We start from the raw sequence: 25,975 nt of genomic DNA, 5'->3' as shown, positions 1-25,975 counted from the left end.
CTTCCAGACTGCCTCTTGCAATTCATTTCTAACTTATGACCCTAATTGGCTTCATGACTTCAGCTATTCTCTAACCAGCCATCGCAACAATCTGCCAGGATCGCTCTTTAGTTTTTTGTTTACGCTTACATTATATCATAATAGAATGGTTTGATGCAGCTTGCAGACTTGATTTAGCGCCTTTTCAGGCCCTCTTCACAAACCCTCCACATGTTGTCCTCATTGGGGAAACGAGTGTCTTCGCAGGGTGTATTTTCTGATATTTGAGTTACGAAAAAGAGTCCCTATGGCCAATTTTCTCTGCCATAAAGACTCTATATTTATTCCATATTCGTCTACTTCACCAATTGTCCACGGGTAACGCCAAGCTGATTGGTGGCTTTCAGTGTTTTCCACACCTGAGTACCGCTAATTTCACCACGTAGCGCCCGGTTGTACAAATCAATAACCTCTTGCACTTGCTCCGTTGTTTCCTCCAAGAACTCTACCCGGTAACGGGAAACTCCTAGCTCCAGAAAATGGCTCAGGTATTCCGCGCCCGATTGCTCAATGGCATTGTAGACCGTATTACGGCAGCCTTCATCCACCCGGACCGGATGGGACATACCGATGCGATCCTGCAACGAAGCCCGTTGCTCTTCGCATGGACGGCCACAGTTGGTATAGTTCGTACCTTCGCTGAGGAAGGTGCAATACACGCAATGCTCTGTATGAAACATAGGTAAATGCTGGTGGATAACAATCTCCATCTCAGCCGTCCGGCTTACACCCAGCAGGTCTACCATCTGCTGAATGTTGAGGTCATAGGATGGTGTCACCATGTCACAGCCCGCTTCCAGGAACAGCTCCGCTGCTTTGTGATTAGCGATATTAAGCGAGAAATCGCCGATCAACTGCGGATGCTGCGCAGACGGGTTCTCCTGCCGGTGGCGCAAATAATAATAGAGCGCCCCGGTATTACGTACCAGCACCGCATCCGGCTGGAGACGCAGGATGTTGTTGTGGTAGCCGTTCTCACCTGGCATATGAATGCGCGGCGTAGCCAGAGCAATACGTTTGCCTGCGGCCCGAACGGCTTCTACCGCTGCCGGGAACTGCTTGATAAACTCGAAGTCGGCGTAAATCCACGATACGCCGGCTTCCAGCGCAGCCTGCACCTGCGGCAGGCTGCGGCACAGCGCGGTACACGGGCGGCTTCGGCCGCTCGGCGGCGAGCAGTTCCACCGCCCGCCGGCGGATGCCGTTCAGCTCTCGCATCGGCAGGATCACGTCGCCATGCAGCTCCGTATCCAGCTTCTCGAGTTGGAACACCGTGCCGCCGAGACGCCCGAATTGCTCTTCGAGCAGGGCTGCGTCCATCGGCCGTTTTTGCGCGATCTCGAGCTCCAGCTCCGAGTCCACGCGCACCATCGTTCCCTTCTGCACATCCGTCCAGAAGGTCGAGAGCAGCCCCCCGGCATGGCCTACGGCCCGCACATACACCGGGAACACCCGATACGGCTTCTCCGTCTCATAGGTCTGACGTAACCGTTTATCCAGCGCTGGATCGCTCGTCTTCCAGATGCGATCCCCTACATGCACACGGCGCAAATCGACATCATTCCGGCCCGGCACGATGTCGATGATCCAGCCTTCTCCGGCTTCGCCCTCCTGCTTCACCCCTTGGCGGCGCCAGTCGTACACACGCCCGCCTTCTTCCTTTTTCGTCGGGTCCCCGGCATCAAACACAATTCCGTCCCCCCGCTTAAGCGGGGCTTCCAGCTTACAGACCACGCCATCGCGCAATACCTTCTCTACGCGTCCAAGATAAACACCGCGGCTTTTCGGAAAAGTTCCCTCCACCAGTTGCTTGTTGTTCGTCCCCTCCAGGAAGCCATGCGTAAACCCACGCGAAAAGCTCTGCTGCAGCTCACGAATTTCTTCCTTGGACGGCCGCGCATCATCACCATCAAAATACAGGTCAATCGCTTTACGATACTTGCTCACCACGTTGGCGACATACTCCGGAGTCTTCATCCGACCTTCGATTTTAAAAGAAGTCACGCCCGCTTCAATCAACTCCGGCATAATATCAATGGCGGCCAAGTCCTTAGGTGACAACAGATAAGCCACATCGCCCATCGGCTTTTGTTCGCCATCCACGATCAGATCATAGGGCAAGCGGCAAGCCTGCGCGCATTCGCCCCGATTCGCCGAACGACCACCCCACATCTCGGAGGTCAGACACTGACCGGAGTACGAAACGCAAAGCGCCCCGTGCACAAAAACCTCCATCGGCAGCTTCGCCTGCTCTCCGATCACCTGAATCTGCTTCAAATTATTTTCCCGACCTAGCACCACACGCTCCATATTCCAAGGCTTAACGAACTCGACAGCCTCCGGCGACGTAATCGTCATTTGCGTCGAACCATGAATCGGGAAGTCCGGCGACAACTCGCGAATCAGTTTGACCAAGCCCAAATCCTGTACAATGACCGCATCCACGCCGCTATCAATGCAAACTTCAATCAATTCCTGCGCATCACGTAGCTCATCCTCAAAGACGAGAATGTTGAACGTCAGGAAGCCCTTGACCCCATAGCTATGCAAAAAAGCCATGATTTCCGGCAGCTCATCCATCCGAAAATTGTTCGCTCTGGCGCGGGCATTAAACTTTTCCACTCCAAAAAATATCGCGTCTGCTCCATTCGCCACGGCGGCCCGCATGCAGTCCCAATCGCCGGCTGGTGCCAACAACTCTACATCCTGTCTGGTTAATCCAGTATTACGGCTACTCATATATATCCTCCCAAGCTGACCCTGGTCAGCATTCATCTCTCATAAAGCTTCAAAATTGAATCATCCATTAACTTATTTATTCTAGCAGACATTGCCGACGTACTCTAGCTTTTCCAGCCATTCACCATAAAAATACTTAAATCCACCAAGCAGCATACACATTACACGCAAAAAAAGCCCACAAGAACCATTGTTAACGGCTCCCATGGGCAAAGCACTGATCTTATTATTCTAGCCTTTTATAATTTTTCTCAACATAATGAAGAAGTTTCGCCTCCGTTATGCAGCAATATCGCAGCATCCGGCATCCACTCTCTGGTGCACTCAATGCGTCACCATAGACCGGAAATCATCCCTGCTCGACAAGTCCGCATGATAAAATACGACATCCCCATCCTGCAAACTGAATTTTCGCCCATACGGATCCGCCACCTGCCGGGCAAATCCCTCCATGTCATACCATTGATTCATTAGCGGGCCATAAATATATTGCAGATAAGGCCGGTCAAGCTCCCCGTTTCGCACCGTTTCCACATTGAAGTTCACCACAATATAGCCATTTTTCAAAAAGATTTCCGACCGGTCCGTCAATCCCCCATGTGTGCGACCATACTCTGCCACATTCGTTCCTGTCGGTACGGCAAACAATTCGGCGGGCAGACTGTATTCCCCGTACCACTTTTGGACCGCTGCATTGGCTCTGGCTGGGTCTACGGAAGACGGAATTTCCGTCTTCGGGCCAATCAGCGTTCGTACTCCCTCAGGCAACCTGAGCAGACTCAAGCTTCCGATGGATATCTCTCGAATCGTTTGTCGCTCCATAAAGTTTTGCACAAACTGGCTTCGTCCAATCCCAGCCACCTGATTAAACGTATACTCATGATCATACTTGTACAGCGCCGTATCTCTCAGTTCTTCCTCCGGCACATTTCGCAGACGCTCATTCAGAATGACGTACCGCTTTACCTGATCTGACGGGGAACCAATCCGGACATAACTCCGGCTCCCGGTATGATAATACAAGTCCACCGCTTGTCTGGCCCCACTGTCCCCATCCACAAAATAGAAGCTTGGGGTAATCACGATCTGATCCTCCACACCAAACATGTTACCCTTCGTCTTCAGATCAAACTTGAAGTGATATCCTGTCTTAATGACGGCATTCTTATATAGTGGATGACTTCCCGGCCGAATAGGTAAAGTGTACAGAGCAGAGTTTCCTCGCAGCGCCCCATCAATTCCTTGACGCCCTACCCAATACGATACCCCTGTTGGGGTGCGATTGCCTTTTTCCGTACGAAACACCAGCTCCCAGTTATAATCGGCAATATCCGTCACCCGAAAATCATACACTCGTCCAATCACATCCACAGGGACCTTATCATAAGCGACGTGGTGGGACAGATTCAGGTTTGCACTCGTTTGCTGTGTAGCACCTCCCGGTGCATTATGTGAAATCGAACGGAACTCTACCTCGTAAAAACCTTCATCCACCCAAACAGGCAAAAAGAAGGAGAACGTTTCCTGCTCTTTCCGTACTTCTATCCAAGAATTTTTTGGATAAAATGTCGCTCGTGCTCCATCATACACATCAAACGGAAAACGCACCTGCTTGCTGCCTATGTATTTGAGATAATCTCGGTTGCCATACCCTTTATAGTTCGTATGCTGTCCACTGTTCGGTAACTCTACGGTAAATGGTCGATCTAAAATTAGCGCTGAGCTTCCCGCAGCAGGTGTTGTTTTCTGATTATGAGCAGCATCATCTGACACGTCTGGATACATAACGACTGGCGTATGCACCGTTACCGAGTTAATACCTTGAATGGAATAGCTCTTACCTTCGCCCCCCTGGATATTTCCGCTCATCAAACCATAATAGATCGTACCTGTGCTGGGCTGATTTGCTTTATTCGTTTTACTCGTCGGAATTTCATGTCCCGGACTGTATAGCACATTCTCCCCAATGGATGAGGCAACAGGGATTGTTCCCGGTCTCGGCCCAGAACGCGTAGCTTCGGCCCCCTGCATAATCGTAGCTCCGTTAAAAGTGAGCGTATCATTCGTGACCTTCACTTCTTCTACCGCGCCTTCAGCATAAGAACTCAAATTTTCTCCCGAAACACTCGGCCTACTTTTGATTCCTGATTTACTCCCCGATGGGGCTTCTACCGGGTTTTCCGGCTTAGGAGCCGTAAAGCCACTTGATTTGGCAGTAGAGTAACTAGGTGGTATGTACCCTGCGGGCAAAATACGAATCTCATTTCCTGCAAATGCATAATTTTGCAGAGTTGTTTCGTCGATTTGGTAGACTTCCAGATTATCAATCACCCAGTAAGAATACTCGCGCTGAATAGCGTACGACTTGGTAACCGTCTCAGTATCAGTCTGAGGATCGGGTTCTGTTCGGGTATTGCCTTCATCATCCGTTACCGTCTTCCCCGGGTCCCAAGTCAAGGTATACTCCCGATTCACAGTAATATCAAAGGTACACGTGCCACCCATTTCAACAAACTTGTTCTGGTGCAAATAACTCTTGGCTAGAACATTCCCATACAGACTCTCCGTCGTCGGAATCCCATCCAGCACATTAAACCTCTCCGCCCCCCGGCTATCCGCCTTAATCACGGCGCTGGGATCAGGTGAAGTTAAGGGCATGTCCATGACTTGTCCCGTTGGGGCTGGATCAGTGCATTGACCGCCACCATCAGGAGGAGTAGGTTCATCCGGTGGTACTCCGTCCTTCGGTCTGTAATACATCATCAATTTGTAGCTGTCATAACTGCCATCATAGGTCAATGCAGGTGGTGGTGTCTTGATAATTTCACCTTCAGGAGGTTTTCCTGTAGTACTTTTCTTGTAGCCCACATATTCATACTTTGATGATACTGGCGGTGTATTCGGGTAAGTTTTCCCTGCCTCCATTGAAATTTTAGTGTATTGAAACGTTTGCGGCTCAATCGCGCTCAAATTCTGACCGGTCTCCGTAAAGTAACTGATCTCCAACTGCCCACTTAATGTGAATTCAAACAGAACTGGAAAGTAATAGCGATAGGCTCTAAGATCAGGAGAAAAGTCACCAGGGCTGTGTTCATTTGCCACGATGTCATAAAGAGCAGAGGAGCTCAATCTCCCATTTAAACTGAGATCAAAAGAAACACTGCTTGTTCCCTTTCCTGATATGTTTCCAGTCGAACTAACTGAGATTACTGTTGCGAAGTATCTATTCAAAGACGAAAAATCCCCCTGTCTTGAATTATCAAAGTATTCAATGTGCTTGGGATCCCCAGCAGCGAATACTCTGACCTGCACATCTTCAACTGCTCTTCCTGGAAACGAAAAAGTATAGCGGTGATTCAGCCCCTCAGCGCCATTAATAAGTTCTCCTGGCTTTTTAGTAATCCATTGTCCTGATCCATTGGTCCATATTTCAAATGACATAAAACCCACCGCGTAGCGTTTATTTTGAATACCTGTTGGATCTCGATAAGGTGTAATATGGCTATTAGCAAAATCAGAATTCGAAGCAGAGAATGTGTTTAATGGGATGCTTGTTAACAAAAGAAAACAACCTACACCAAACAGCCATTTGAGTATCCTTATTTTATTCATCTTTCTTACCAACTTATTCTGTAAAATCATTTTTGATGAGAACAGCCGTATCAGCATCAACAGACAAACCAACATATTGAATGTCCTTCAAACGAATTTTATTATAATCTTTAATTCCCAATTGATCTTCATCTGTTGGAACAGCTACCTTATGATACTTTACTCGATAATCTGAAAAGTCCGTAACTCGTTCACGCAAATAAGAAATCTCTGCGCGAAATTTAGCTGGTTCTCCTTTTTGAAGTAAATAGATGCCATGACCTATTAAAGCTTTACTATCAGTAACAGAACGCAGGTATTCCAATCCATTATTCATCGCAGCATAATCCATACGGTAAATAATCTGTTTCTCAAACTTTATAGGAAAGTCATTAAGATTGACCAATCGTACTTGGTCTAATGACACCGCGCCATAATTTATCAAGCTTTCCCCCTTCTCATATAAATGTAAGTAGGGCTTGATGGGAATAGGCGTACTAATCTCCTCCAGCGTAGGAACCTCAGTGCTGCCAATCCAGATATATTGATTTGGTGCATCCCATTTCACATTTTCTCCGAGTGCTTCGCTGACAAAGCGCAGCGGAACCAACGTCCGTCCATTTTTTGCAAACGAAGCTTTATCTAAAGTAACTGTTTCGCCATTCACCGTTGCCGTTTTAGCGCCAATCGTGAGTTTAACCGTCCGATCCCCCTTAACAATCGTAATATCTTTCCCTTTCAACTCCAGGGCTCCCCCCAACTTATCCGACACAAAACGTAGCGGAACAAAGGTGGTTCCGTTATTGATTTGCGGCCTTTCATCAGGAAAAGCCACTCTTCTCGCATCGATCAGCACTTCAATAGACATGTTTTTTACTTTAGGAACCTCATGATCGTTAGAAGCAGCCAAAGCAGCTAAACTAATATCTCCACCAATAACAAACACACCTGTAAATGTAATAATGCAGGTCAATAACAAGATCATCATTCTCTTCATGATATTCTCTCCCTTGTAAAAAATAATCTAAACTCCCACCTGGATCATCCCTCAGTTAGCAACTTATTTGGCAAGAGCGGTCATCCTTTCCGCGGGGTTCCTCCCCAAATCCATCTCCCCCAATATTCGCCATCCTTTCTCCATCAACCTCCTTCCTTCTCTCTAATTTGTGAATTTAACCCATATACAAACAACAAAAAAGCACACCTCGCCATCCATTACGATGCAAGGTGTGCTTCACCAGTTATTAGTATAAGTGAATTTCTTCCATTTGGGAAGAACCTTTCACTCTAGACTGCAACGATTACTTACCAAATTCATTTGCAGGTGAGTCATCAAGCAGATATATATTATCAAAAGCACATCTATAATTGCGATTCAAACAATTTAGTGGGAATTCCTCCAGCTAAAAACTCTTTTTTCGCCATCCTAAAACAGTTAACTGGAATTCCTCCATATAATTTTTCCAAAAGCACTGAAAATAGAGCTAAACCATTGATTTATAGGGAGCTTTTCCAGCTAATTATCAGAGATGAGCCATAATACGCAAATTAGCGGGAGGATTTCCCATTAATGTGTAGCCAGGGCTTTACGCAATGTGTAATCAGGCCCTCTACGCCGCGCATAATCCGCATAGGTGGCCACACAAGCTACTCCACTTCCATGTAACCTCGTTTAGCCTGGCGCTACTCATCTCCCGTGTAGCGTAACCCGGCCTTGCACCGCCCCACTCCACCATTCCCAGCCAATCCGCTGCTCCACAGCTAGCTTTATTACCTGTTCACTTAATTTCACCAAAAGTTAAGCCCGGCTCGCTCCGGCCTTCTCCAGCATCCCCCGGGCGATCCACACTCCGGCGGCTCCGGCTTGAGCCAAGCCCCGGGTAATTCCGGCGCCATCGCCGCCGCAGAACAGGCCGCTGATTTCCGTTTCCAGCGATTCGCTGAGCTTCGGCCGGGCCGAATAGAATTTGGCCTCTACACCGTAAAACAACGTGTGCTCCGAGGCGATTCCTGGCGTGACCTTCTCCAGGGCCTCAACCATCTCAATCAAGCTCTTCATCGTGTTGTAAGGGAGGACTAGCCCCAGATCTCCCGGCACCGCTTCCTTCAGTGTAGGCTCCAGGAACCCTTCCGAAATCCGACCAGCGGTTGATCGACGGCCCCGCAGGATATCCCCGTACCGCTGCACGATTACCCCGCCGTTAGACAAATCATTGGCCCGCTGGCAGATTTCCCGCGCATATTCATTGGGCTTGTCAAACGGCTCCGTGAACTTATGGGATACCAGCAAGGCGAAATTCGTATTATGGGACCCCAGTGCCGGATCTTTGAAAGAATGCCCGTTTGCCGCCATAACCCCGCTATGATTTTCCACGACTACGTGTCCCGATGGATTACTACAGAACGTGCGTACTCTCGTGCCCACTGAAGTGTTGTAGATAAATTTGCCTTCATACAAATGCTCATTAATCTCACGCATCACCACATCGGATGTCTCTACGCGCACCCCAACGTCTACTTGATTATTCGTCATCTTCAGCCGACGCTTCTTCAAAATCTCCGTCAGCCAAGCCGAGCCATCCCGGCCGGGAGCAACCATTACCAAATCCGCCTCGTGCGTGTCACCGTTCTTCAGCGTAATCCCCCGTACTATGTGGCTATCATCCTGTTTATCTGTGATCAAGTCGGCCACTTCTGCCTTGAACAGCATATCGATACGTGTATTCAAATATTCGTAAATGGATTTTAAAATCTCCAGATTTTGCTCCGTGCCCAAGTGACGTACCTGCGCGCGCAGCAGCTTCAGGCCCGCCGCATATCCACGCTGCTCAATATCCCGTACCGCTTCGGTCAACGGGTCTGTAACCGCCCGGGTAGCCCCATGCTCCAGATTGATTGAATCCACGTACTTAATTAAATCAAGCACCCGGGAGGGAGCAATATAATCATTTAGCCAACCGCCAAATTCCGTCGTGATATTAAATTTACCATCGCTGTAAGCCCCGGCACCACCGAATCCGGCCGTAATGGAGCAAGCTGGCAGGCATCCTGCAAACTCCTTGCGCCCGGCAGCAGGCGGACAAAGGGTAATTTTCTCTTCCAGAATTGGACATCTCCGGCGGTAAATATCATGCCCCTTATCCACCAGCAGCACCTTCCAATGCGGAGCCTTCCGAGTTAACTCATAACACGCAAATATCCCCGCAGGACCTGCTCCCACCACAATCACATCATATTTACTCATCTGTATCCTCCACAAGTAAAAAGTATCAGTACTACCTCTTTTTAAAAAAATCCTGGCTACTCATAGGTATGCCAAAGCACCCTATTCGTAGCCAGGAATTTATGGTTCCTTGTAGAGACCCTCAATCCATATTATTGAGGTTATACGAACGTTAAGTTATCTAACTCATGTAACTCTTACGAAACAACCACAGTATATTGAAAAAAATAGACGAAGTCAAGTTCAAAAACCGATTAATATTCGTATTTGCATTAATAAAATCACTAAATTCGTTATTTCATCAGTATTAAATCCAATAAACACGAACGTTTATATCATTAAAGTCTCGTTTTATTGGCTTTCTCGAATTCGCTTTCTCTAGTCAGCCTATTATATAATGAGCTTATGCTTTATCACTTTAATATTTAACAAGGAGTAGATGTAGAGAATGGACAGTGACAGGCTTTTGGTATTGTACTTGGTTTTGGTCGTAATCCTCATTGCGCTCACCGCATTTTTCGTGGCCGTAGAGTTTGCGATTGTACGTGTCCGGGGAAGTCGGGTTGATCAGTTAATTGCGGAAGGGCATAAGGGAGCGCCCGCCGTCAAACTGGTAACCACTAATCTCGATGGTTATTTGTCAGCATGTCAGCTTGGGATTACGATTACCGCGCTGGGACTTGGCTGGCTAGGGGAACCAACCGTAGAGAAGATCCTTCATCCGGTGTTTCAAAGCCTTGAATTACCTGAAGCAGTCAGTAGTGGGCTTTCTTTCGTTATCGCATTTGTAGTCATTACTTATTTGCACGTGGTTGTCGGAGAATTGGCTCCGAAGACGATGGCAATTCGCAAATCCGAGGAAATTGCCTTGCTTACGGCTAGACCCTTGATCTTGTTCACCAAGATTATGCGCCCGTTTATCTGGGCCTTGAATGGATCGGCCAACCAGCTTGTACGCCTGATCGGCATCAAGCCAGCTTCCGAGCATGAAGATGCCCACTCTGAGGAAGAACTGCAAATTATCATCAACGAAAGCTTCGAAAGCGGCAAAATCAACCAAAACGAATATGGTTACGTAAATCGCGTTTTTGCGTTTGATAACTTGCTCGCCAAGGAAATTATGGTTCCGCGTACCGATATGGTGTGCTTATATACGGACAAGACGCGGCAAGAGAATCTGGACATCATCAAGGAACAGCAATATACGCGGTTTCCCGTGGTAGAAGGCAGCAAAGATAATATTGTCGGCGTCATTAATACCAAGCAATTTTTCTTATCCTATGACAGTAATCCCGACTTAGAGCTTGCTTCCTTGCTGCAACCGGCCATAACGGTCTCAGAGGTTACTCCAATCAACGAATTGCTGAAGAAAATGCAGGCCGAAGGCACTCATATTGCCATTCTGATCGACGAGTACGGCGGTACAGCCGGATTAGTCACCCTGGAGGATATCCTGGAAGAATTGGTCGGCGAGATTCGCGACGAATTCGACAAGGAAGAGGAGGACCCGCTCGTACAACTGAACGAACTCCATGTCGTTGCGCTAGGGACAGTGACCGTTAATCAAATTAACGAAGTGCTGTTGACAGACCTCAGTACGGAGGAAGTGGATACGATCGGCGGCTGGCTCTACGGCATGAACCCTGTGATGGATGTGGGCGATACGTTGGAGCATGAGGATTTAACCTTCAAGCTGCTGGAGAAAGAACCTCACCGTTTCAGAAAACTTGAAATTATGAAGCAAGGGTCCGTTTAACGACCTGTTCCATAGATAATATATTGTAGAAAAAGCGAGCTTGCCGAGGATTTCCCTTCGGTAAGCTCGCTTTGTTTAGTACGATCTATATATCTATATTTATTTATAGTGCGTGTTCAAAAAGTCGAATTTTCAGGACCGAGAAGGTTGGATGAGGCTAGGGACTGAGTAGCGGAGCGTACGTAGTGGGTACGTGAGCAACTCAAATGTTTCTGAAGGAAACATACTACGGAAGCCTACGCTAGGCCCGGCTGAATTCAAGATTCGATGTCGAGTTCACTCCTTGAACTACTTCGTTCTGGGAAGGTGACTTTTTGAACAACCTCTTATACTATAGGCGACGGTGGAGCTCTGCCAGTTCCTCTTCATTTATGGGCTTATCGCCATAACGGGCCGGATAATAGAGCTTAAGCAGGCGCTGAATTACGGAATCCCTTTCCCCTCTACGTCCAGAAGCTTTCTTCATCCCTGCCTGCCGTTCCTGCTCGCTGCGGATATCCTCTGCGGTTTCCCTTGGAGTCAACTCAGCCTTCAGGCTATATCCCTGTTCTCGCTCTTTGCGCAAGAACTGGCGGTATAAGTAACGTGCCCGCTCCCGGCTATCTTGTATCTCTTCCCAACGTTCCGGGGCCGATGTCCTAACCCCAAACAAACGTGAAGCCGCCTGGCGCCAGCCTTGCAGCGCGTCTTCCCAGCTAAAGATATTTTTCTCCTCGTCCCGATACACCTCGGCAGAGTAAGGAGCTGACTCCCGGCGCAACAAGGATAACAACCTGGCAATGCTCTTGCGCCAGATGGTTCCTCCATGACGGTACAGCCAATATATAGCCACAACAACCAGTGCTGCAATTACCAAACCGCCAAAAACATAAAACACAATGTTCAGCAGTTTTGCCAGCAGCCCAGGCTCACGGACCTCTTCAGGTAGAAACGGCGGTGGAGATGGCATGGCGGGGGGCTCCTCCGGGAGGATCGCCTCAGGAGCTGGCGAGCGCGTGAGCCATTGCAACAATCCACGAAGCATCCCCCACAATACGCCGCCGATCCAACGCCCCACTCCAGCAGCCAGCAAGAGCGAAGCTACTATGATGGCCGTCACGAACAACCGGTTATGCCGCTTCAATCCAGCGGGCAAACGCTCATGCGAGCCGGTAGAATCCAGATTATAGCGCAAGTGCTGATGATTCGTTACGAAGAGCGCTGCCGCCACACAAGCAGCCCCGGCCCAGGTTAATAGCGGCACACTGTCACTAAGGAGTGGCACTCTGGGGAACACGATTCCGGCAATAAAATAAATTGTGATTGCCGCCCAGTACAAGCGGTAATGCCCCTTACGTGACGCAGCGGTCAACCCCTGCATGATGCACACCACAGCGGCTGCAAGGAAGAACGCCGCTTGCATGATATTAACCACTCGGGCAGGCTCGGAAGTTATATCGCTGCCTGCAAATCCTAGACGTGGCAGCAAAATCAACGGCAATGAAGCATACCCCATCCCCAGGCATATAGCCACCGCCCCTCGTTGCCATAATTTGCGCAAGGAGAAGGACAGCAACGCTCCAATTAGCGACAAAAGCAACATCCCTCCCAGCCAAATGAAGGATAGAGCTTCCGGCCACGCATATACGACGAACAAAACCCAAACAGGAAGAAGCAGGGCATGCTCCATCAGGCAGGACAGCCATAAACGAATGGACTGGCCCAGATAGGCACCATCCTTTTGATTCGTATAATGATCAGCTTGAAGCGCAGATTCCTGGTTTGTTCCCTTCTCCTGATCGAGCGTCACCTTGTCCCCTCCCTCGTCTATACTGAATCCAACCTCATTTATATCATGCGTGCGTATGTACATTTATTATCTGCTTCGATCATACCATATCGACTGGTCAAGCACGTACCCAGCACAAAAAATCCCCCGCTCCTTTGTCAAAGACACGGAGGATCATAAATATAGGTTAAATCACCGAAGTAGAAGCCTCACTATAAGCCAAGCGTTCGACCAATAGGGGATTTTTGCGAACCTCCATCTCGAACTCTACCATCTCCCGAAGGCCCTCGTACAACGTATACCTCGGCTCCCACCACAGCGCATCACGTGCCTTGCCGTTATCCAGTATGCTATGCCCGATATCTCCCGAAGAGGCCGGATGAAACTGCGGCTGCAACTGACGCCCGGAGAGCTCCTTGAGCAAATCCACCACTTCCAAGAGCGAGGTCCCCGTGCTGCTGCCAATATTCAGGACTTGGTTCTGATTCGTCCGTAACGCATGTACCGTCGCATCCGCTACATCTTTTACATAAATAAAATCACGTGTTTGTCTGCCATCCCCGAAAATATCCAAGGGCAGTCCGGCCAGTAGCCGCTCCACAAAGGCCGTCAGCACTCCGTCTTCCCCCGTCCTGCGCTCCCGAATCCCATAGACATTGGCGTATCGCAAGATGGCATAGCCCAGCCCATAGCGTTCGCCAAATGCCTGTATGTATCTTTCGCCCGCCCATTTGGACATTCCGTAAAAAGACAGCGGCTCCGCAGCATGCGACTCTGCGATAGGAAGATGCACCGGATTGCCATAGACAGCAGCCGAGGAAGCAAACACGATCTTCTGTACCCCATAACGAACACATTGCTCCAGTACATTTACGGTCCCTAAAATATTCGTCTGGGCATCCTCAACCGGATGATTTAAGGAACGCCGAACGCTGGTCTGTGCCGCCAGATGGATGACCCGATCCGGGCGCTCCTGGGCAAAAACATCCTCCAGCTCTTTGGACGCAACATCCACAGCGTAATAGGCGACTTCCTTATCCCCTTCCGGCTTGTGGCTTCCTTCTCGCATGTCCCCATTATCCACAATAACCACCTGCTCATCTTGCTCCCTGATCCGCTTTACCGTTTCACCACCAATAAATCCGGCTCCCCCTGTAACCAGTACCTTCATACTTCCGACTCTCCCATTCCCCAATATAATGGCGTTAACTTCCGCTTCAAACACCATATGTAAGCTTGGGCCAGAATATACTATTCCAGTGAATAAAACGGGCCACCCGTTAATATAATGCTATGAAATAGCTGCTGCACTATTCCCTTTCTCAGGATGGAGACGAATGAACCTATGAAAATGAAAACTGTTAAAAAGCTGCTGATGCCGACCCTTCTACTGCTCGTTCTAGCGGGAGGTTTATGGTGGGCCGGGTTGAAATATGAGCCTTCGCGACATTTTCAGAGTGCTACGCTTCCCGTGCTGGCTACCCCGCAACCAGTTAATCTGCCCAGTGACTCACAGCAGGACCAAGCTGGGGGGCAGAGCGTCCCCCCTTCCTCGCAAAGCTCCGCAAGCCTTAGTAGCACCGAGAAAGCCAAAAAGGGACCTACATGGCTGTCCACAGACCCTGACTCTGCCAAGGACAGCTTTAACCTGTTGCTGCTTGCCACCGATGCTAGAGCGGGGGAAGCTTCACGTACCGACGTCTTGATCCTCGTTCATGTCAATACCAACAATAACGGGATTAAGCTGATCTCCATCCCCCGGGATACTCGGGTGCATTTGCCCCAAATCGGATGGACGAAAATCAATCACGCTCACGCCCTTGCTGAAAGTAAAGGCAAGAACAGCCACGCAGGAAGCGAATCGGCCATTCAAGCGGTAAGCAACCTTTGTGGGTGTACGATTAACTACTATGTCAAGACGAACTTTGAAGGATTTGAGCATTTCGTCAATACCATCGGGGGGGTGGACATGAACCTGGACGCTCCCGTCAAGCTAACCTACTATCACAAGACATTGCCCAAAGGGCCACAGCATTGGGATGGAACGACCGCGCTCCAGTTCGTACGCGAGCGCAAATCACTGGAGGATGGGGACCATGCAAGGCAGCAGAATCAAGTGCAGGTGCTTAAAGCCATGGCCAAAAAAATACTTACCCCCAATAATCTACGGCAGCTTCCTACCCTGCTAACGCAGGTTAAAGAGGACATTCTGGATACCAACCTTTCGGATAGCGATATTCTCAGCCTGGCCTGGCTTGCGAGTCAGACCGATACAGACGAGATGGAATATGTGCAGTTCCCCGGCCGCAGCGGGAAAGCCTACGATCCACTGGTCCGGGCCGAGTTGTATTACTGGCTTCCTGATATGGAGGCATGGGGAGAAATAGCCGAGGAAGTGCTGGGAGCCGGTTCATATGAGTAAAATCACGGCTCTGCGCCATATTCTTCGCTGGGGATTCCCGGTAACGATCGGCGCAGGTTTGCTGCTGTTAGCGACTTCTCTCCTGCTCGCCCCACCCGTCTATAACGTCAAAAAAGCCGGCGCCAAGGGCGACGGCTTCACCAATGACACCCGCATTTTTCTGCGGGTGTTAGAGCAAGCTGCTGCTACCGGGCGCGGCGCAACTATCATCGTGCCTCCCGGTACCTACCTGCTTGAAGTAAATAAGCCGCTCCCACTCGCCAGTGGGGTCACCCTGCGAGGGAGCGGCCAGCCCATCCTCTTATTTCGGGAGCCCGCGGGAGCCAGTCATGGCTTTGAGGGCATTTCCATTCACGGGCGGGGAATTCGGGTGGAGGGAGTCACCGTGGATGGAGGAAGTCGCCTGAACCGCGGCATAGGCATTCATACCGGCTCCTCCGATGTACAAATCACGAACAGCCAGGTCCGGCAGCTCAGCCAGCCTGCTAACCCACGGGACCCCCTTTATTCCACCGTCGTTGCCGGAGTCATGATTTATGGCAATACCTCAGATATTCTCATTCAGAACTGCGAGATTACGAGGATTGCAGCCCGCTCCGGAACCCCCGTGGCCAGAGGAATCATGGTCTGGAGTGAGCCCGGGCAGACGATAGCTCAACGCGTCCATATTCTGAACAACCGGATTACCCATATCACACCGAGAGAGGACGCCGATGGTATTTTTTTCGATAAAGCCCCAATCACCTCTCCCCTATCCCAATCCGTCATAGCAGGGAATATGATTCACCATGTCGCCAAACGGGGCATTAAAATCGCTACGCCTGGAGTCGAGGTGCAGAGTAACTACATTTACAATTCGTATCAAGGCAACAACCGATATGTAACTTCGCAACAGGAGCCTTTGCCCCAGGATATGTACGCCGCCATTTCCATCTATGCGGATAAAGTGACCGTTGCGGACAATCGGATCAGCGGAGCAGGCAGCTACTATAACGCGATTGAAGCCGATATTGGCGTAAGCAGCGGATACTTGCGGGGCATCGTTATCACGGACAACATTATTGACAGTGGCGGTCAACCCAAGCCTGTGCGCAATACCAGCGGGATTCGGCTTGGCGCCGTGCGTGAATTTCGCATAGCAGGGAACCGAATCACTGGAACCGAATCAGCCATCAGGTTGTCAGAAGAAGCACGTACAGCTATTCGTGCCGGGGCAAAGGGATATCTCTCTCAGCCATAAGGGGAATTCCTCTTCACATCGTCTTCACCGCTCTCATTTCTGGCACAGCTTCGAGAGTCTCCGCAGTCACCTCAAATCCAGCAGCGCCTGCATTGCTTTCCGCGATTAGATTCTCTGCCTTCTCTTCCACCAGACTAGCTGTCTCTACGCCTTCGGCTTGTTGCCGCTGGAGCATGACCCGAACGGTTTGGAACAAAATTTTGATATCGAGCAGCAACGAATATTGCTTAATATACATTAAATCATAACGCAGCTTATCGGAAGGTGTGGTAGCATAACCAGCCATAACTTGAGCGTAGCCTGTCAATCCGGGTTTGACCATAAGCCGATAGGTATAGTGCGGCAGCTTCTCCTTGAAGCGGGAGATGAAGAAAGCCCGCTCCGGCCGGGGGCCTACCAAGCTCATATGCCCAAGCAGCACGTTGAACAACTGAGGCAACTCATCCAGACGAGTAGCACGGATGAATTGACCCAGCGGCGTAATTCGTGCATCTTCGCGCCCCGCCAGCACCGGTCCCGTAACATCCTCGGCCCCCTCCACCATACTGCGGAATTTGAACAGCCGGAACGGTTGCTCCTTGAAGCCAACTCGCTCCTGAACATACAGTGCCTTGCCTCGAGACGATAGCGGAATCACCAGGAACAGGCCTAGCAGCACAGGAGATGCCAGCAGCAATAACAGGCTGGATACTACCAGATCCAACAGACGTTTCGCGCAGCGTTCCGGCAGGGATAATCTGGGCGGCAACAGCGAGTACACCAATAGATCATCAAGCTGCTGGGGCTCCGCATCAGCCATATACAGCTCATAGAAGTCAGGAATAATCACCACTTCCATATTGCGCTCTCCCGCCGCGGCCGACCATTGCTCCTTCGTCTGGACAGACAATCCCGGTCCGAGAAGCAGGGCTTCCATGCCGCTCCATTCCTCCTCATGTAATTTCTCTTGAAGTTCGTCCTCCCGGACAATCCGTTCAATCCGGAACCAGGGTTCGCCCTTACGTAGCAGACTGCTAAGTGCCGGGTCTCCGTAGCCTCCAAATGTTCCGCCGACAACAGCGATCGTTCTTTTGCGACCGAACCCCTGACGCTGGATGAGGAACACCAATACCCGCAGGCTGAACGACAATCCCAACTGAATGGCGAACCCCCCAAATAGAACGTAAGCGGGCATCACCATCCCTCCCATAAGATAGCTCAGCACAATGAATTCCGCACCAATGAACAAATGAGCCAGCAGCAAATTCCACAGCATCTGCGATGGCTTCCGGCGCCCTGCCAAATCATATAAGTTATAAAAATAGTACGTCGTCACCGTAAAGAGAATCATCCAGAGCATCCCCCAGGTAAATCCATAGCCAGAGCTATCCGCCGCCCATAACGATTCTTCGCTTGGAGCCAATACCAGCTTCGCCAGGCCATAGCTGTCGTAAATGAGTAGAGCATCCAGCAACAGCAACAGAAGCTTGGCTCGCTTATTGCGAAATAACCTGATCATACTGTTCCTCCTCTCCTTGATGATTCACGTCCTGAATTAATGCGTCCCGGCTATGCGATGGGCCGAGCAGCCCGGCATAAATAGCGGCGACATCCCTACGTATCTCGCTAAGATCGTACAGCGCCGCCAGCTTGCGGCTGTATTCCCCCATCCGTCGCCGTTGCGGCGGATCTTGATGCAACCGGATCAGCGCAGCCACCGTAGCAGTCACGTCCCCGAGCGGCACCAGATAGCCGTTCCGTCCGGGAGCTACCAGATCGCGACTGCCGCGCACATCGGTCGTCACCAGTGGCTTGCCAGCGGCCATCCCCTCCAGCAGCGCCTTCGGCAGTCCCTCACGTCGCGATAACAAGGCCACTACGTCGGCTGCCTGCAGCAGCCGGGGGATATCGCGGCGGAAGCCCAGCAAGCGGACCTCCCGCGTTAAGCCATACTCGGCTGCCTGCTTGCGGAGGGACGCTTCATTTCGTCCAGCTCCCGCTAGTAGCAATACAGCGGGAACCCCGCTGCGGCGAAGCCCGCGAACCGCCGATAGCAACTGGCCCTGATTTTTGTTTCCGTTCAATTCGGCGGTGCACAAAATCACAAAATCCTCTGGAGCCAAGCCAAGCTCCTTACGATAGCGGCCAACTTCATCGGCGTCCGGAGAGGTATATCGTTCCATTTCCACGCCAACGCCAGAGATATAAGCCACATGACCTCGGACCGGAAATGATCGCGCCCGCTGTTCATCCTCTCGATTAATCGTGATCAGCACATCGGTCAACCGGGCCAGGCTTCGTTCCAGCAGATAGAACAGCCAGTTGCGCCAGGGGGCACCGTGATAGAAATGGAATCCATGGGCGGTATATACCAACCGAATCCGCTGGCCCCCTGCGGGCCTGGCTAACTGGGCCAGCCAAACGGCCAGACGTACAATCACCGCGGCATTGGGCGTATGTACATGGACAAATTCATATCGCTCCTCACGCAGCCAGCGAATGAGCTGCTCCAATGCTCGCCAGTTGCCGGGCGCCAGTGGATGTCGGCTGAAGGGAAGGTCACGGCAGTCAAAGCCAGCCGCCACCACTTCCTCCCGGCAGTGATCTGAAGCCGCATAAGCGTGAACCTCCAACCCTTCCTGGCGCAAATCCGCCATGAAGGGAAGATGGAATGCCGCCAGATGGGAATAAACGGTGGCGATATAAGCTGCTTTTTGTGTCATCCTTCAAAGCCCTCCCTTCCGCTATAGAACATCGCATTCTTCTTAGCTATCTTGCAGCCAGAAAGCTGCTCGTACAGGGCAACCCACCGCTCAGCCACCCGTGGCATGGCGTAATGAGCTTCCACATGGTCACGGCCCTGTTGTCCGAGTTCCCGCCGCTTCTCTGCGGGCAGTGTCATCAGCCGCTCCATGGCTTGCGCAAGCAATTCTTCCTCCATCGGCGGCACGACGTAGCCGTTCTTGCCGTCCAGCACCACCTCGGCATTGCCGCCCACCGCCGTAGCAACGATGGGCAGACGGGCTGCGCAAGCCTCCAGCAGCACAATCGGGAGCCCTTCCCAGCGGGAGGACATGATAAAGCCATCGGCGGCTTCCATCAGCCGGGGAATATCCTGCCTGATTCCCAAGAAGGCTACGCTATCCGCCAGCCCCAATGCAGCTACCTCCTGCTCCACCCGCTCCCGCTCCGGACCCATGCCCGCAATCCATAACTGGCTTGCCGGGAAGCCTTGGCTCCTGGCAGCCGCGAAGGCCCGCAGCATCAGCGGATAATCCTTCGCCGGGACCAGTCGCCCCACCGCCAGCCAGACGAAGCTGTCCCGCCCTGCCACCTGCGGCGCTCCTAACTCGGCACGTATCATGTCCCGCTCTGGCGTTCCTACACCCGGGAAGCGGCCTAGATTAATGCCGTTTTCAATTAGGTGGATTTTGCGGGCTGGCGCGATTCGCCGTTCCGTATAAGAGCGAACGGCCTCGCGGCTAACATTGGTCAGCACATCACAGAGCGGATCGGTAAGCCGATATAGCCATTCCCGTACCCGGCCCCCTTCACGAATATTGTGCGCCGTGCAGATTAATACCGGCATACGTACGAACAGTCTGGTCACTCGGGCAAGAAGGTTGGCATGCACCAGATGGCTATGCACCACATCGGGCCGCTCGGCGCGTATCAGGCGAGCTAATCGGAAGATGGCCCGGGGATCAGGAATCCCCTTGGCCATATCCAGGCTGTGAACCTCTACACCTAGTTCTCCAAGCTCCTGTAAATAGGCCGTTGGTGGAATCATCGTCACCAATCGAACACGGCACTGCCTGGCCCGCAGTTCCCGGCAAAGCTCCAGCACTTGATTCTCTGCCCCGGCATGGTCAAACCCGGTAATGACAAACAAGATATTCATGTCTTGCGGCCACCCTTTCCTTACGCCTTGCCGGAAGCAGCATCAATGCGGCAAAGGCGATCATCATGTACTCAAAGTTATAACCGAAGTCCCCACTTGCCATGGCATAAGCGATTGCCTGCACCAGCAGGATGGCCAGAACCGGGGCTTGCCGCAGGGCCACAAGCCATGTGAAGAGGACCGCCAGCGTCCATAGGGCCAAGCCCAGGAAGCCGCCCTCGGCCCCGATTTCCAGCGCCAGATTATGTGGGAAATCCCGCGCCAACGGCTGAGTTACACTCCCAAGCCCCGCCCCTAAAAACGGGGAAGCCTCCAGCTTCTCCATCGCCTTCGTTTGCAAATCCATCCGTCCGATGTAATTATCGTCGCCCTGCAACTGATTGCGGTCGAACAACACCATGAACCGGCTGCTCTCCACCCAATCGCTTAACGGCTCCGCATAGAACGTAGCCGTCCCTCCTGTCGCCAGCAGCAGGAACAACAGTGGAACAGTCCATTTGGACAGGTATCCCAGCTTCTTCTCTCGATATTTGCGAATTAACGAGAAACACAAGTAAAAGGCATTTGCGACCAGGAAGGCGACCAGCGGGCCACGAGACTCTGTAGCCAGGGCCGAAGCCAGAGCCGCTCCCAATGTTAACAGTCTTAGAGGAAGTGGAATTTTCCCGGCCCATAGGCAAATCGTGGCCGTAATCAACGAAGCACGGGCATTGAAGATGGGATTGCTCCCCGGCAGGGTGAGCCGACCGGGATACTCCGCCGAATAAACACCAAGCAGCAAATGCCCCAACGCGTAGGCAAGACCCGTCCAGGCGACCACGCTCCAGGAGAACTGACGGTCTTTGAGATATAAAATGTACATATAAATGGCCGGAACGATACCGCGAGCGAGCAGCAGGAACTCCTTCATCAGCCCGCCTGAATCCGCAGGTGCCCATAGCAGCGTTACCAGCATATAAGCAAGGAATAACCCCCATAGCCAAACACCCTGATTGGCGAATATCTCCCGCAGCAATTCCGGTTGAAGCAGCAAGGCTAACACGACAGGCAGAAGCGGAACGGCGAGCAAGACGAACAGGGAAGGACCGGGAAGCACCAGCTTGCTGAAATAGCCAAACAAATCAAAGTAAAGGCAAAATGAAAAGATCCAGGCACTATCTACCTTCATATTCAAGGTCAGCAAGCATTGGAGAAGGAACACAACAACCGCTCCGCCAAGCAGCGCCAGCCACAGCAAGCTGATATCCGGCATTAGTCCTCCCCTCTCTCCCCAATGACGCGCTCCATGTAGGCCACTCTGACCGCCTCCTTGACTGAAGTATCCAAATGCTGCACTAGCGCCCGTGCCACACGCTTCCCCTTCCATCTGGCAGCAAATTGTTCGATCTCCTTCAGGTGAACAACCGTACTGCCTGGCTCATTGGGCAGCTCCAGTATGAAAGGGACTTGCTGAGGAAAATCCGTCTCCTTATAGGCGGAAATAACCGGTAGGCCGTTGGCCAGATATTCTCGCACCTTGAGCGGTGAAGCCTCTTCCATCCCTTTCTCGTACAGGGCCATCGTGCCAATGGCCAGGTCGGCCTGGTCCAGCAGCGGCTGATACGCTGAGCGGGTGAGGACGCCGTGGAAGAACAGATTAGCAGGGCGCTCCTTTTCGAATTGATCCTGTTCGTCCTTCCCGGGCCCGATGATGTCAAACCGCCATTCAGGTTTCATCCTGGCCCACCGGGCAATCTCTTCCAGTCCCTGCCAAGGCTGGCCGGGGGAGCCGATAAACACCAGCCGCATGGAAGCCTGCCCGGACACCTTCGAAGCAACGCTCTGCTCACAAGGTCCACCAGACTGCGGAGCAAACTGCGCCAGTTCAATGCCATTGCCAATCACTATTGCGTTTCTGGCGTAACGTCGAAACACCTTGGCCTCCGCCAACTCACGGCTAACGAAGACAAGCCCTCCGGCTGCCCCCAGCACCCAGCCGCGCGTCATCCGATGATAGGCATAGCGCAGCAACCCCATACCACGGCGTTCCAGGGCCAGTTCAGCCACATCGTTGGTGTTAATCTCCAGGACAGAGGGAATCGCTCTCAGCAACGAGGGCAACTTGATATAGTACAGATCAAAGCGATGATAAATGACATCCGGCTGCCAGGAACGAAGCCGTTCTAACAATGCCTTGAAGCGGGCCATTCGGCCCCAGCGTCCTGAATACGTCTCGCATACTACGGAAATGCCAACAGTCTCCGCCATGGCCCAAGGTTTTACCGTCTTTCGACTGAACAGGAACAAGGACACCTCATGCCCTTGCATCCGCCAGGCCGAAACCTGAGCCACCACTTTCTTGAATACCCCGCTCTCCGGCCCCTCGTTCCAATGGATCAGGTAGGCGATCTTCATCCCTTTCCCTCCTTGGCGAAGTCCGGCTTCAACAGCTCAAGCAGCAATTTACGGTATAAAGCCCGATGAGAACTCTTCAACAATTGGCTGTTGTGCCATAGCAGCGTGAATTCGCCGTTGTATCTGCGACATTGCCTGTACAGGCGGCACAGGGCTTCGTAAGCCTGGTCTGGAGTCAGCCCCATATACTCCGGGTGCAACAGCGTCTGGTCCATCGCAATAAGCGGCCGCTCCCGCAAAGCCAATTCCCGGCGGGTCTTCAAATTAAACACCGGGTATTCGTAACACACGCCAGCGCGGAATCCCGTATGCTCGGCGTAACCCAGCGTACTGTCATAGTCCAGGCCGACATCCTCCCAGAATTGCCAGGTTTCCGGGGCCCGCCAGCGCAAATAGTGCTGCCTTCCTCCCCATCTTCTTGGATGAACTCCAAGGGCTGCCGCAACCTCCTGCAACCGTTCAAATTGCTTGCGGATCAGCGCCGGATTCAGAAAGGTACGATAGCCGGGATGGAGTCCGATTTCATGGCCCCGTTCATGAACATCCCGCAGCAGTTGCCCTACTGCCGGATCATCTATCTTGTAATTGCCATCAAGCCCCGAAGGTGAGTACCTGTCCTTGGCAATAAAATAAAACGCACTCCGCAGACCGGCCTGCTCACTCAAATCCATCAGCCATGCGAAGGTATTGTAGGGGTCCTGATCCAGACGGTCAGGATGCAGCAGCATTGTGCCCTTGTGCCTTGCTGCTTCCGCATCCTTGCGGCGCAGCAGGTCCATGGCCACCTCCCGGAACATGCTGATCCGGCTACGGCCATACACATAGAAGGGAAAATCGACATCATGACTGAGACGAACGGATGGCTCGCGTTTTTTGCGTACCAGCCCTGGCCCTAACCGGGTCAACAGCTCCCACAAGCACTCCACATAAGCGTTGACGACAGGCAGATGCAGGAACGACTCCCGCCAGGCCAGGGAGTTCCTCGCCGGGAACCGGCCATGACGGTCGAATTTCCGCTCTCCCTGAACCACTTCCTCGTACCTGGTTAGCATGAACAGGCTGCTGCCGAACACGTCCAGCCCCAGATAAAGGTTGTCATCCTGCCACTCCATATAGCTCCCGGAAGCCGTCTTTCGGCCATAAATGACGGGCAACTCTTCGCCATCGGCAGCAAAATCGCCACTTGGTAGCACAAAGCGGTCCAGCGGCAACACCGGCAACGAAGCTGGCTTCAGCCAACGTTCCTGCGGGATGCTAAGCAGAACATCCGGCATACGTAGTCCTCGGTGTGGGCCTGCTAGGGAAGGACTTCCCTGATCCAGCACGAGAAGCACCTCGTTTTTCCGCTCCCTTTCGTAGACGATTCGATAATCAAGGCCAAGAAATTCGCCCAGTAACACCCGGTAAATATATTCTCTTTCCGCGCTCCGCGTAGGAGGCGCATGTACAATCAGCATTCGTTATCCCGCTCCTTGCTGGGTAGTGATTCTCCTTCCACCGTCTCCCCGTCTGCCTTCACCTTGTATTTCCGTACAGAGTGCCAGGATAATCCCAAATGCAGGGCATACCCTAGCGTAGAAGCCGCACTGAACCATCCGATCGCATAATCAGCAGACTGATTCGTCTGCCAGGCCAAATAAAGCGAGCCCAAAATGAGCAGGGTACGGATGATCTCACGATATAAGTGCAAATCCTGCCTCTCCATCACATCGATAGTAGAGCCAACCGAGTTGGCCACAAACTGGCTTAGATACATGATGGAAAGCAAGCGGATAAAGCTGCCTGACCTGGCCCACTCCTCCCCGAACAGGAACGAGAACAGATAGGGCCCCACCGCCACAATCAGCAAAATGGCCAATGCGCCGAGCAGGAAGACATTCCGCACCGTTTTCCGGAATAAAGGGTACAAACGACTGGGATTATGGATCATATGATCTGCCGATTCCGCCAAATACACGCTACGTACCGAGGTCATAATCAGCGTCATGGGAGAACCGAGGATTCGCTGGCACAAGGCAAACCAACCTGCAACCTGCGGTCCATAGAACGACGCCAGCAAAATCGTTGGCACGTACAGGCCGATACTGTTCAACAGGCCTGCCGACATCGATAGAATGGGGAACCTCCGATAGCGGTAAGCCGTTTCCTTCAAATCGGTCCAATCCGAAGCGATGTCCTGACGTTTGACATCCCGCCGCCATAACCGCCACTGCGGCAGCAACCCGCCGAAACGCCCCACGATATCCCCGATAATCAAGCCCAGCGGGCCGAGTTGGAACAAGCTCAGTCCGATCTGCGAGGAGATTTGGCTCAGGCTCTGTGTGTACTTTGTCCGCGCCAGTTGTTTGAAGTATTTTTTGCGAATGGACCAGAAGTTCAGGATTTGATAGAATCCGGCCCCAAACAGACTGACGATGAAGAACATGTAGTAGTGCGTCAAGTAAGACTCATGCAGCCAGGAGGACAACGGGTCCTCCAGAATATGAATGCCAATCCCGCTGGCAATGCTGACCCCGATGCAGATACGCAGGGACAAGGACAATACGCTGGAGGCGGTATGATCGTCTTCCGGCAGGGTGATGGCGTTCTCGTAGGAGAAGGAAATGACCATAAGCAGAATGCCGATGATAGAAAGGTACATGGAGTAGGTGCCGTACTCGGTCGGGGAGTACAACCTGGTCAAAATCGGCAAGGTGGCGAGTACGATAATTTGGCTAATAATCGTTCCTCCGGCCAGCACGAAGACATTGCGCAGAAATACATTATTCCTGAGCTTGTGCCAGAGAGCAGACAGATTCGCGGGCCGCAGCAGCTCGCGGAGCTGCCTTGCACGGCTGTGCATGGAGCGGAGGATGAGGTTTACGGAAGCTTTCTTCGGCATATTTCGCATCCTCGTCCCTTTTGAAAGTCGGTTAATATCAAT

The 25,975-nt window shown here is 51.8% G+C and carries 15 protein-coding genes, 1 pseudogene and 1 riboswitch; of the genes and pseudogenes, 3 read left to right on the top strand and 13 right to left on the bottom strand.

Annotated elements, in window-relative coordinates; translation table 11 throughout:
- Positions 1 to 335 precede the first annotated feature (335 nt).
- From BN3279_RS03635 to BN3279_RS03620, 4 genes and pseudogenes are all read right to left on the bottom strand, one after another.
- Positions 336 to 2,778 (bottom strand): annotated as a pseudogene (locus tag BN3279_RS03635) (DUF3656 domain-containing U32 family peptidase).
- Between the two features lie 324 nt (positions 2,779 to 3,102).
- Positions 3,103 to 5,880 carry a DUF5704 domain-containing protein gene (locus BN3279_RS03630; RefSeq protein ID WP_232436742.1) on the bottom strand — a complete coding sequence of 926 codons (2,778 nt, stop codon included), beginning with the start codon at positions 5,878 to 5,880 and terminating at the stop codon, positions 3,103 to 3,105.
- A 523-nt stretch (positions 5,881 to 6,403) separates the two neighbouring features.
- Positions 6,404 to 7,366: a stalk domain-containing protein gene (locus BN3279_RS03625; RefSeq protein ID WP_059049282.1), complete on the bottom strand. Its 963-nt coding sequence runs from the start codon at positions 7,364 to 7,366 to the stop codon at positions 6,404 to 6,406.
- 801 nt (positions 7,367 to 8,167) lie between these two features.
- A complete protein-coding gene (locus tag BN3279_RS03620; RefSeq protein ID WP_059049281.1) occupies positions 8,168 to 9,613 on the bottom strand; it encodes an NAD(P)/FAD-dependent oxidoreductase in 1,446 nt (481 codons plus the stop codon).
- 68 nt (positions 9,614 to 9,681) lie between these two features.
- A riboswitch (purine riboswitch) is annotated at positions 9,682 to 9,781 on the bottom strand.
- 259 nt (positions 9,782 to 10,040) lie between these two features.
- Between BN3279_RS03620 and BN3279_RS03615 the strand changes: the two genes are divergently transcribed.
- The gene (locus tag BN3279_RS03615) at positions 10,041 to 11,348 is read left to right on the top strand and encodes a hemolysin family protein (RefSeq protein WP_059049280.1); all 1,308 of its coding nucleotides are present in this window, start codon (positions 10,041 to 10,043) and stop codon (positions 11,346 to 11,348) included.
- Positions 11,349 to 11,679: 331 nt separating this feature from the next.
- Here the strand turns inward: BN3279_RS03615 and BN3279_RS03610 are convergent, their stop codons facing one another.
- Together BN3279_RS03610 and BN3279_RS03605 are read right to left on the bottom strand one after the other, a co-directional pair.
- Positions 11,680 to 13,137 carry a DUF4129 domain-containing protein gene (locus BN3279_RS03610; protein WP_059049279.1) on the bottom strand — a complete coding sequence of 486 codons (1,458 nt, stop codon included), beginning with the start codon at positions 13,135 to 13,137 and terminating at the stop codon, positions 11,680 to 11,682.
- Positions 13,138 to 13,303: 166 nt separating this feature from the next.
- Positions 13,304 to 14,287, bottom strand: coding sequence for an NAD-dependent epimerase/dehydratase family protein (locus tag BN3279_RS03605; RefSeq protein WP_059049278.1), 984 nt, complete (start codon positions 14,285 to 14,287; stop codon positions 13,304 to 13,306).
- Between the two features lie 180 nt (positions 14,288 to 14,467).
- Between BN3279_RS03605 and BN3279_RS03600 the strand changes: the two genes are divergently transcribed.
- Complete coding sequence (locus BN3279_RS03600) at positions 14,468 to 15,538, top strand: LCP family protein (RefSeq protein WP_232436741.1); 1,071 nt, start codon at positions 14,468 to 14,470, stop codon at positions 15,536 to 15,538.
- On the top strand, positions 15,531 to 16,778 hold the full coding sequence (locus tag BN3279_RS03595; RefSeq protein ID WP_059049277.1) for a glycosyl hydrolase family 28-related protein: 1,248 nt from the start codon (positions 15,531 to 15,533) through the stop codon (positions 16,776 to 16,778). Before BN3279_RS03600 ends, BN3279_RS03595 begins: the two co-directional genes overlap by 8 nt.
- Positions 16,779 to 16,791: 13 nt before the next feature.
- On the opposite strand, the gene BN3279_RS03590 is transcribed toward BN3279_RS03595, so the two are convergent.
- Genes BN3279_RS03590 through BN3279_RS03560 form a run of 7 tightly spaced genes read right to left on the bottom strand, consistent with a single transcriptional unit; the run spans position 16,792 to position 25,933 of the window.
- On the bottom strand, positions 16,792 to 18,276 hold the full coding sequence (locus BN3279_RS03590) for an exopolysaccharide biosynthesis polyprenyl glycosylphosphotransferase (RefSeq protein ID WP_059049276.1): 1,485 nt from the start codon (positions 18,274 to 18,276) through the stop codon (positions 16,792 to 16,794).
- Entirely contained in the window at positions 18,254 to 19,480 is a 1,227-nt protein-coding gene (locus BN3279_RS03585) for a glycosyltransferase family 4 protein (RefSeq protein WP_059049275.1), read from the bottom strand. The genes BN3279_RS03590 and BN3279_RS03585 overlap by 23 nt, the downstream gene beginning before the upstream one ends.
- Positions 19,477 to 20,658 carry a glycosyltransferase gene (locus BN3279_RS03580; protein WP_082672920.1) on the bottom strand — a complete coding sequence of 394 codons (1,182 nt, stop codon included), beginning with the start codon at positions 20,656 to 20,658 and terminating at the stop codon, positions 19,477 to 19,479. The genes BN3279_RS03585 and BN3279_RS03580 overlap by 4 nt, the downstream gene beginning before the upstream one ends.
- A complete protein-coding gene (locus BN3279_RS03575; RefSeq protein WP_059049274.1) occupies positions 20,627 to 21,910 on the bottom strand; it encodes an O-antigen ligase family protein in 1,284 nt (427 codons plus the stop codon). Before BN3279_RS03575 ends, BN3279_RS03580 begins: the two co-directional genes overlap by 32 nt.
- On the bottom strand, positions 21,910 to 23,052 hold the full coding sequence (locus BN3279_RS03570) for a glycosyltransferase (RefSeq protein ID WP_059049273.1): 1,143 nt from the start codon (positions 23,050 to 23,052) through the stop codon (positions 21,910 to 21,912). The genes BN3279_RS03575 and BN3279_RS03570 overlap by 1 nt, the downstream gene beginning before the upstream one ends.
- Positions 23,049 to 24,509: a polysaccharide deacetylase family protein gene (locus BN3279_RS03565; RefSeq protein ID WP_059049272.1), complete on the bottom strand. Its 1,461-nt coding sequence runs from the start codon at positions 24,507 to 24,509 to the stop codon at positions 23,049 to 23,051. Before BN3279_RS03565 ends, BN3279_RS03570 begins: the two co-directional genes overlap by 4 nt.
- On the bottom strand, positions 24,503 to 25,933 hold the full coding sequence (locus BN3279_RS03560) for a lipopolysaccharide biosynthesis protein (protein WP_059049271.1): 1,431 nt from the start codon (positions 25,931 to 25,933) through the stop codon (positions 24,503 to 24,505). Before BN3279_RS03560 ends, BN3279_RS03565 begins: the two co-directional genes overlap by 7 nt.
- Positions 25,934 to 25,975 lie beyond the last annotated feature (42 nt).

The sequence above is a fragment of the Paenibacillus senegalimassiliensis genome, from assembly GCF_001486585.1.
GTDB lineage: Bacteria > Bacillota > Bacilli > Paenibacillales > Paenibacillaceae > Fontibacillus > Fontibacillus senegalimassiliensis.
The sequence above is the reverse complement of the archived record's forward strand: the minus strand, read 5'-3'. Positions and strand labels throughout refer to the sequence as shown.

Excerpts from the sequence above, each read along its gene's own strand:
- BN3279_RS03625 (WP_059049282.1), bottom strand. The coding sequence starts at position 7,366 with ATGAAGAGAATGATGATCTTGTTATTGACCTGCATTATTACATTTACA.
- BN3279_RS03620 (WP_059049281.1), bottom strand. The coding sequence starts at position 9,613 with ATGAGTAAATATGATGTGATTGTGGTGGGAGCAGGTCCTGCGGGGATA.
- BN3279_RS03615 (WP_059049280.1), top strand. The coding sequence starts at position 10,041 with ATGGACAGTGACAGGCTTTTGGTATTGTACTTGGTTTTGGTCGTAATC.
- BN3279_RS03605 (WP_059049278.1), bottom strand. The coding sequence starts at position 14,287 with ATGAAGGTACTGGTTACAGGGGGAGCCGGATTTATTGGTGGTGAAACG.
- BN3279_RS03600 (WP_232436741.1), top strand. The coding sequence starts at position 14,468 with ATGAAAACTGTTAAAAAGCTGCTGATGCCGACCCTTCTACTGCTCGTT.
- BN3279_RS03595 (WP_059049277.1), top strand. The coding sequence starts at position 15,531 with ATGAGTAAAATCACGGCTCTGCGCCATATTCTTCGCTGGGGATTCCCG.
- BN3279_RS03590 (WP_059049276.1), bottom strand. The coding sequence starts at position 18,276 with ATGATCAGGTTATTTCGCAATAAGCGAGCCAAGCTTCTGTTGCTGTTG.
- BN3279_RS03585 (WP_059049275.1), bottom strand. The coding sequence starts at position 19,480 with ATGACACAAAAAGCAGCTTATATCGCCACCGTTTATTCCCATCTGGCG.
- BN3279_RS03580 (WP_082672920.1), bottom strand. The coding sequence starts at position 20,658 with ATGAATATCTTGTTTGTCATTACCGGGTTTGACCATGCCGGGGCAGAG.
- BN3279_RS03575 (WP_059049274.1), bottom strand. The coding sequence starts at position 21,910 with ATGCCGGATATCAGCTTGCTGTGGCTGGCGCTGCTTGGCGGAGCGGTT.
- BN3279_RS03570 (WP_059049273.1), bottom strand. The coding sequence starts at position 23,052 with ATGAAGATCGCCTACCTGATCCATTGGAACGAGGGGCCGGAGAGCGGG.
- BN3279_RS03565 (WP_059049272.1), bottom strand. The coding sequence starts at position 24,509 with ATGCTGATTGTACATGCGCCTCCTACGCGGAGCGCGGAAAGAGAATAT.
- BN3279_RS03560 (WP_059049271.1), bottom strand. The coding sequence starts at position 25,933 with ATGCCGAAGAAAGCTTCCGTAAACCTCATCCTCCGCTCCATGCACAGC.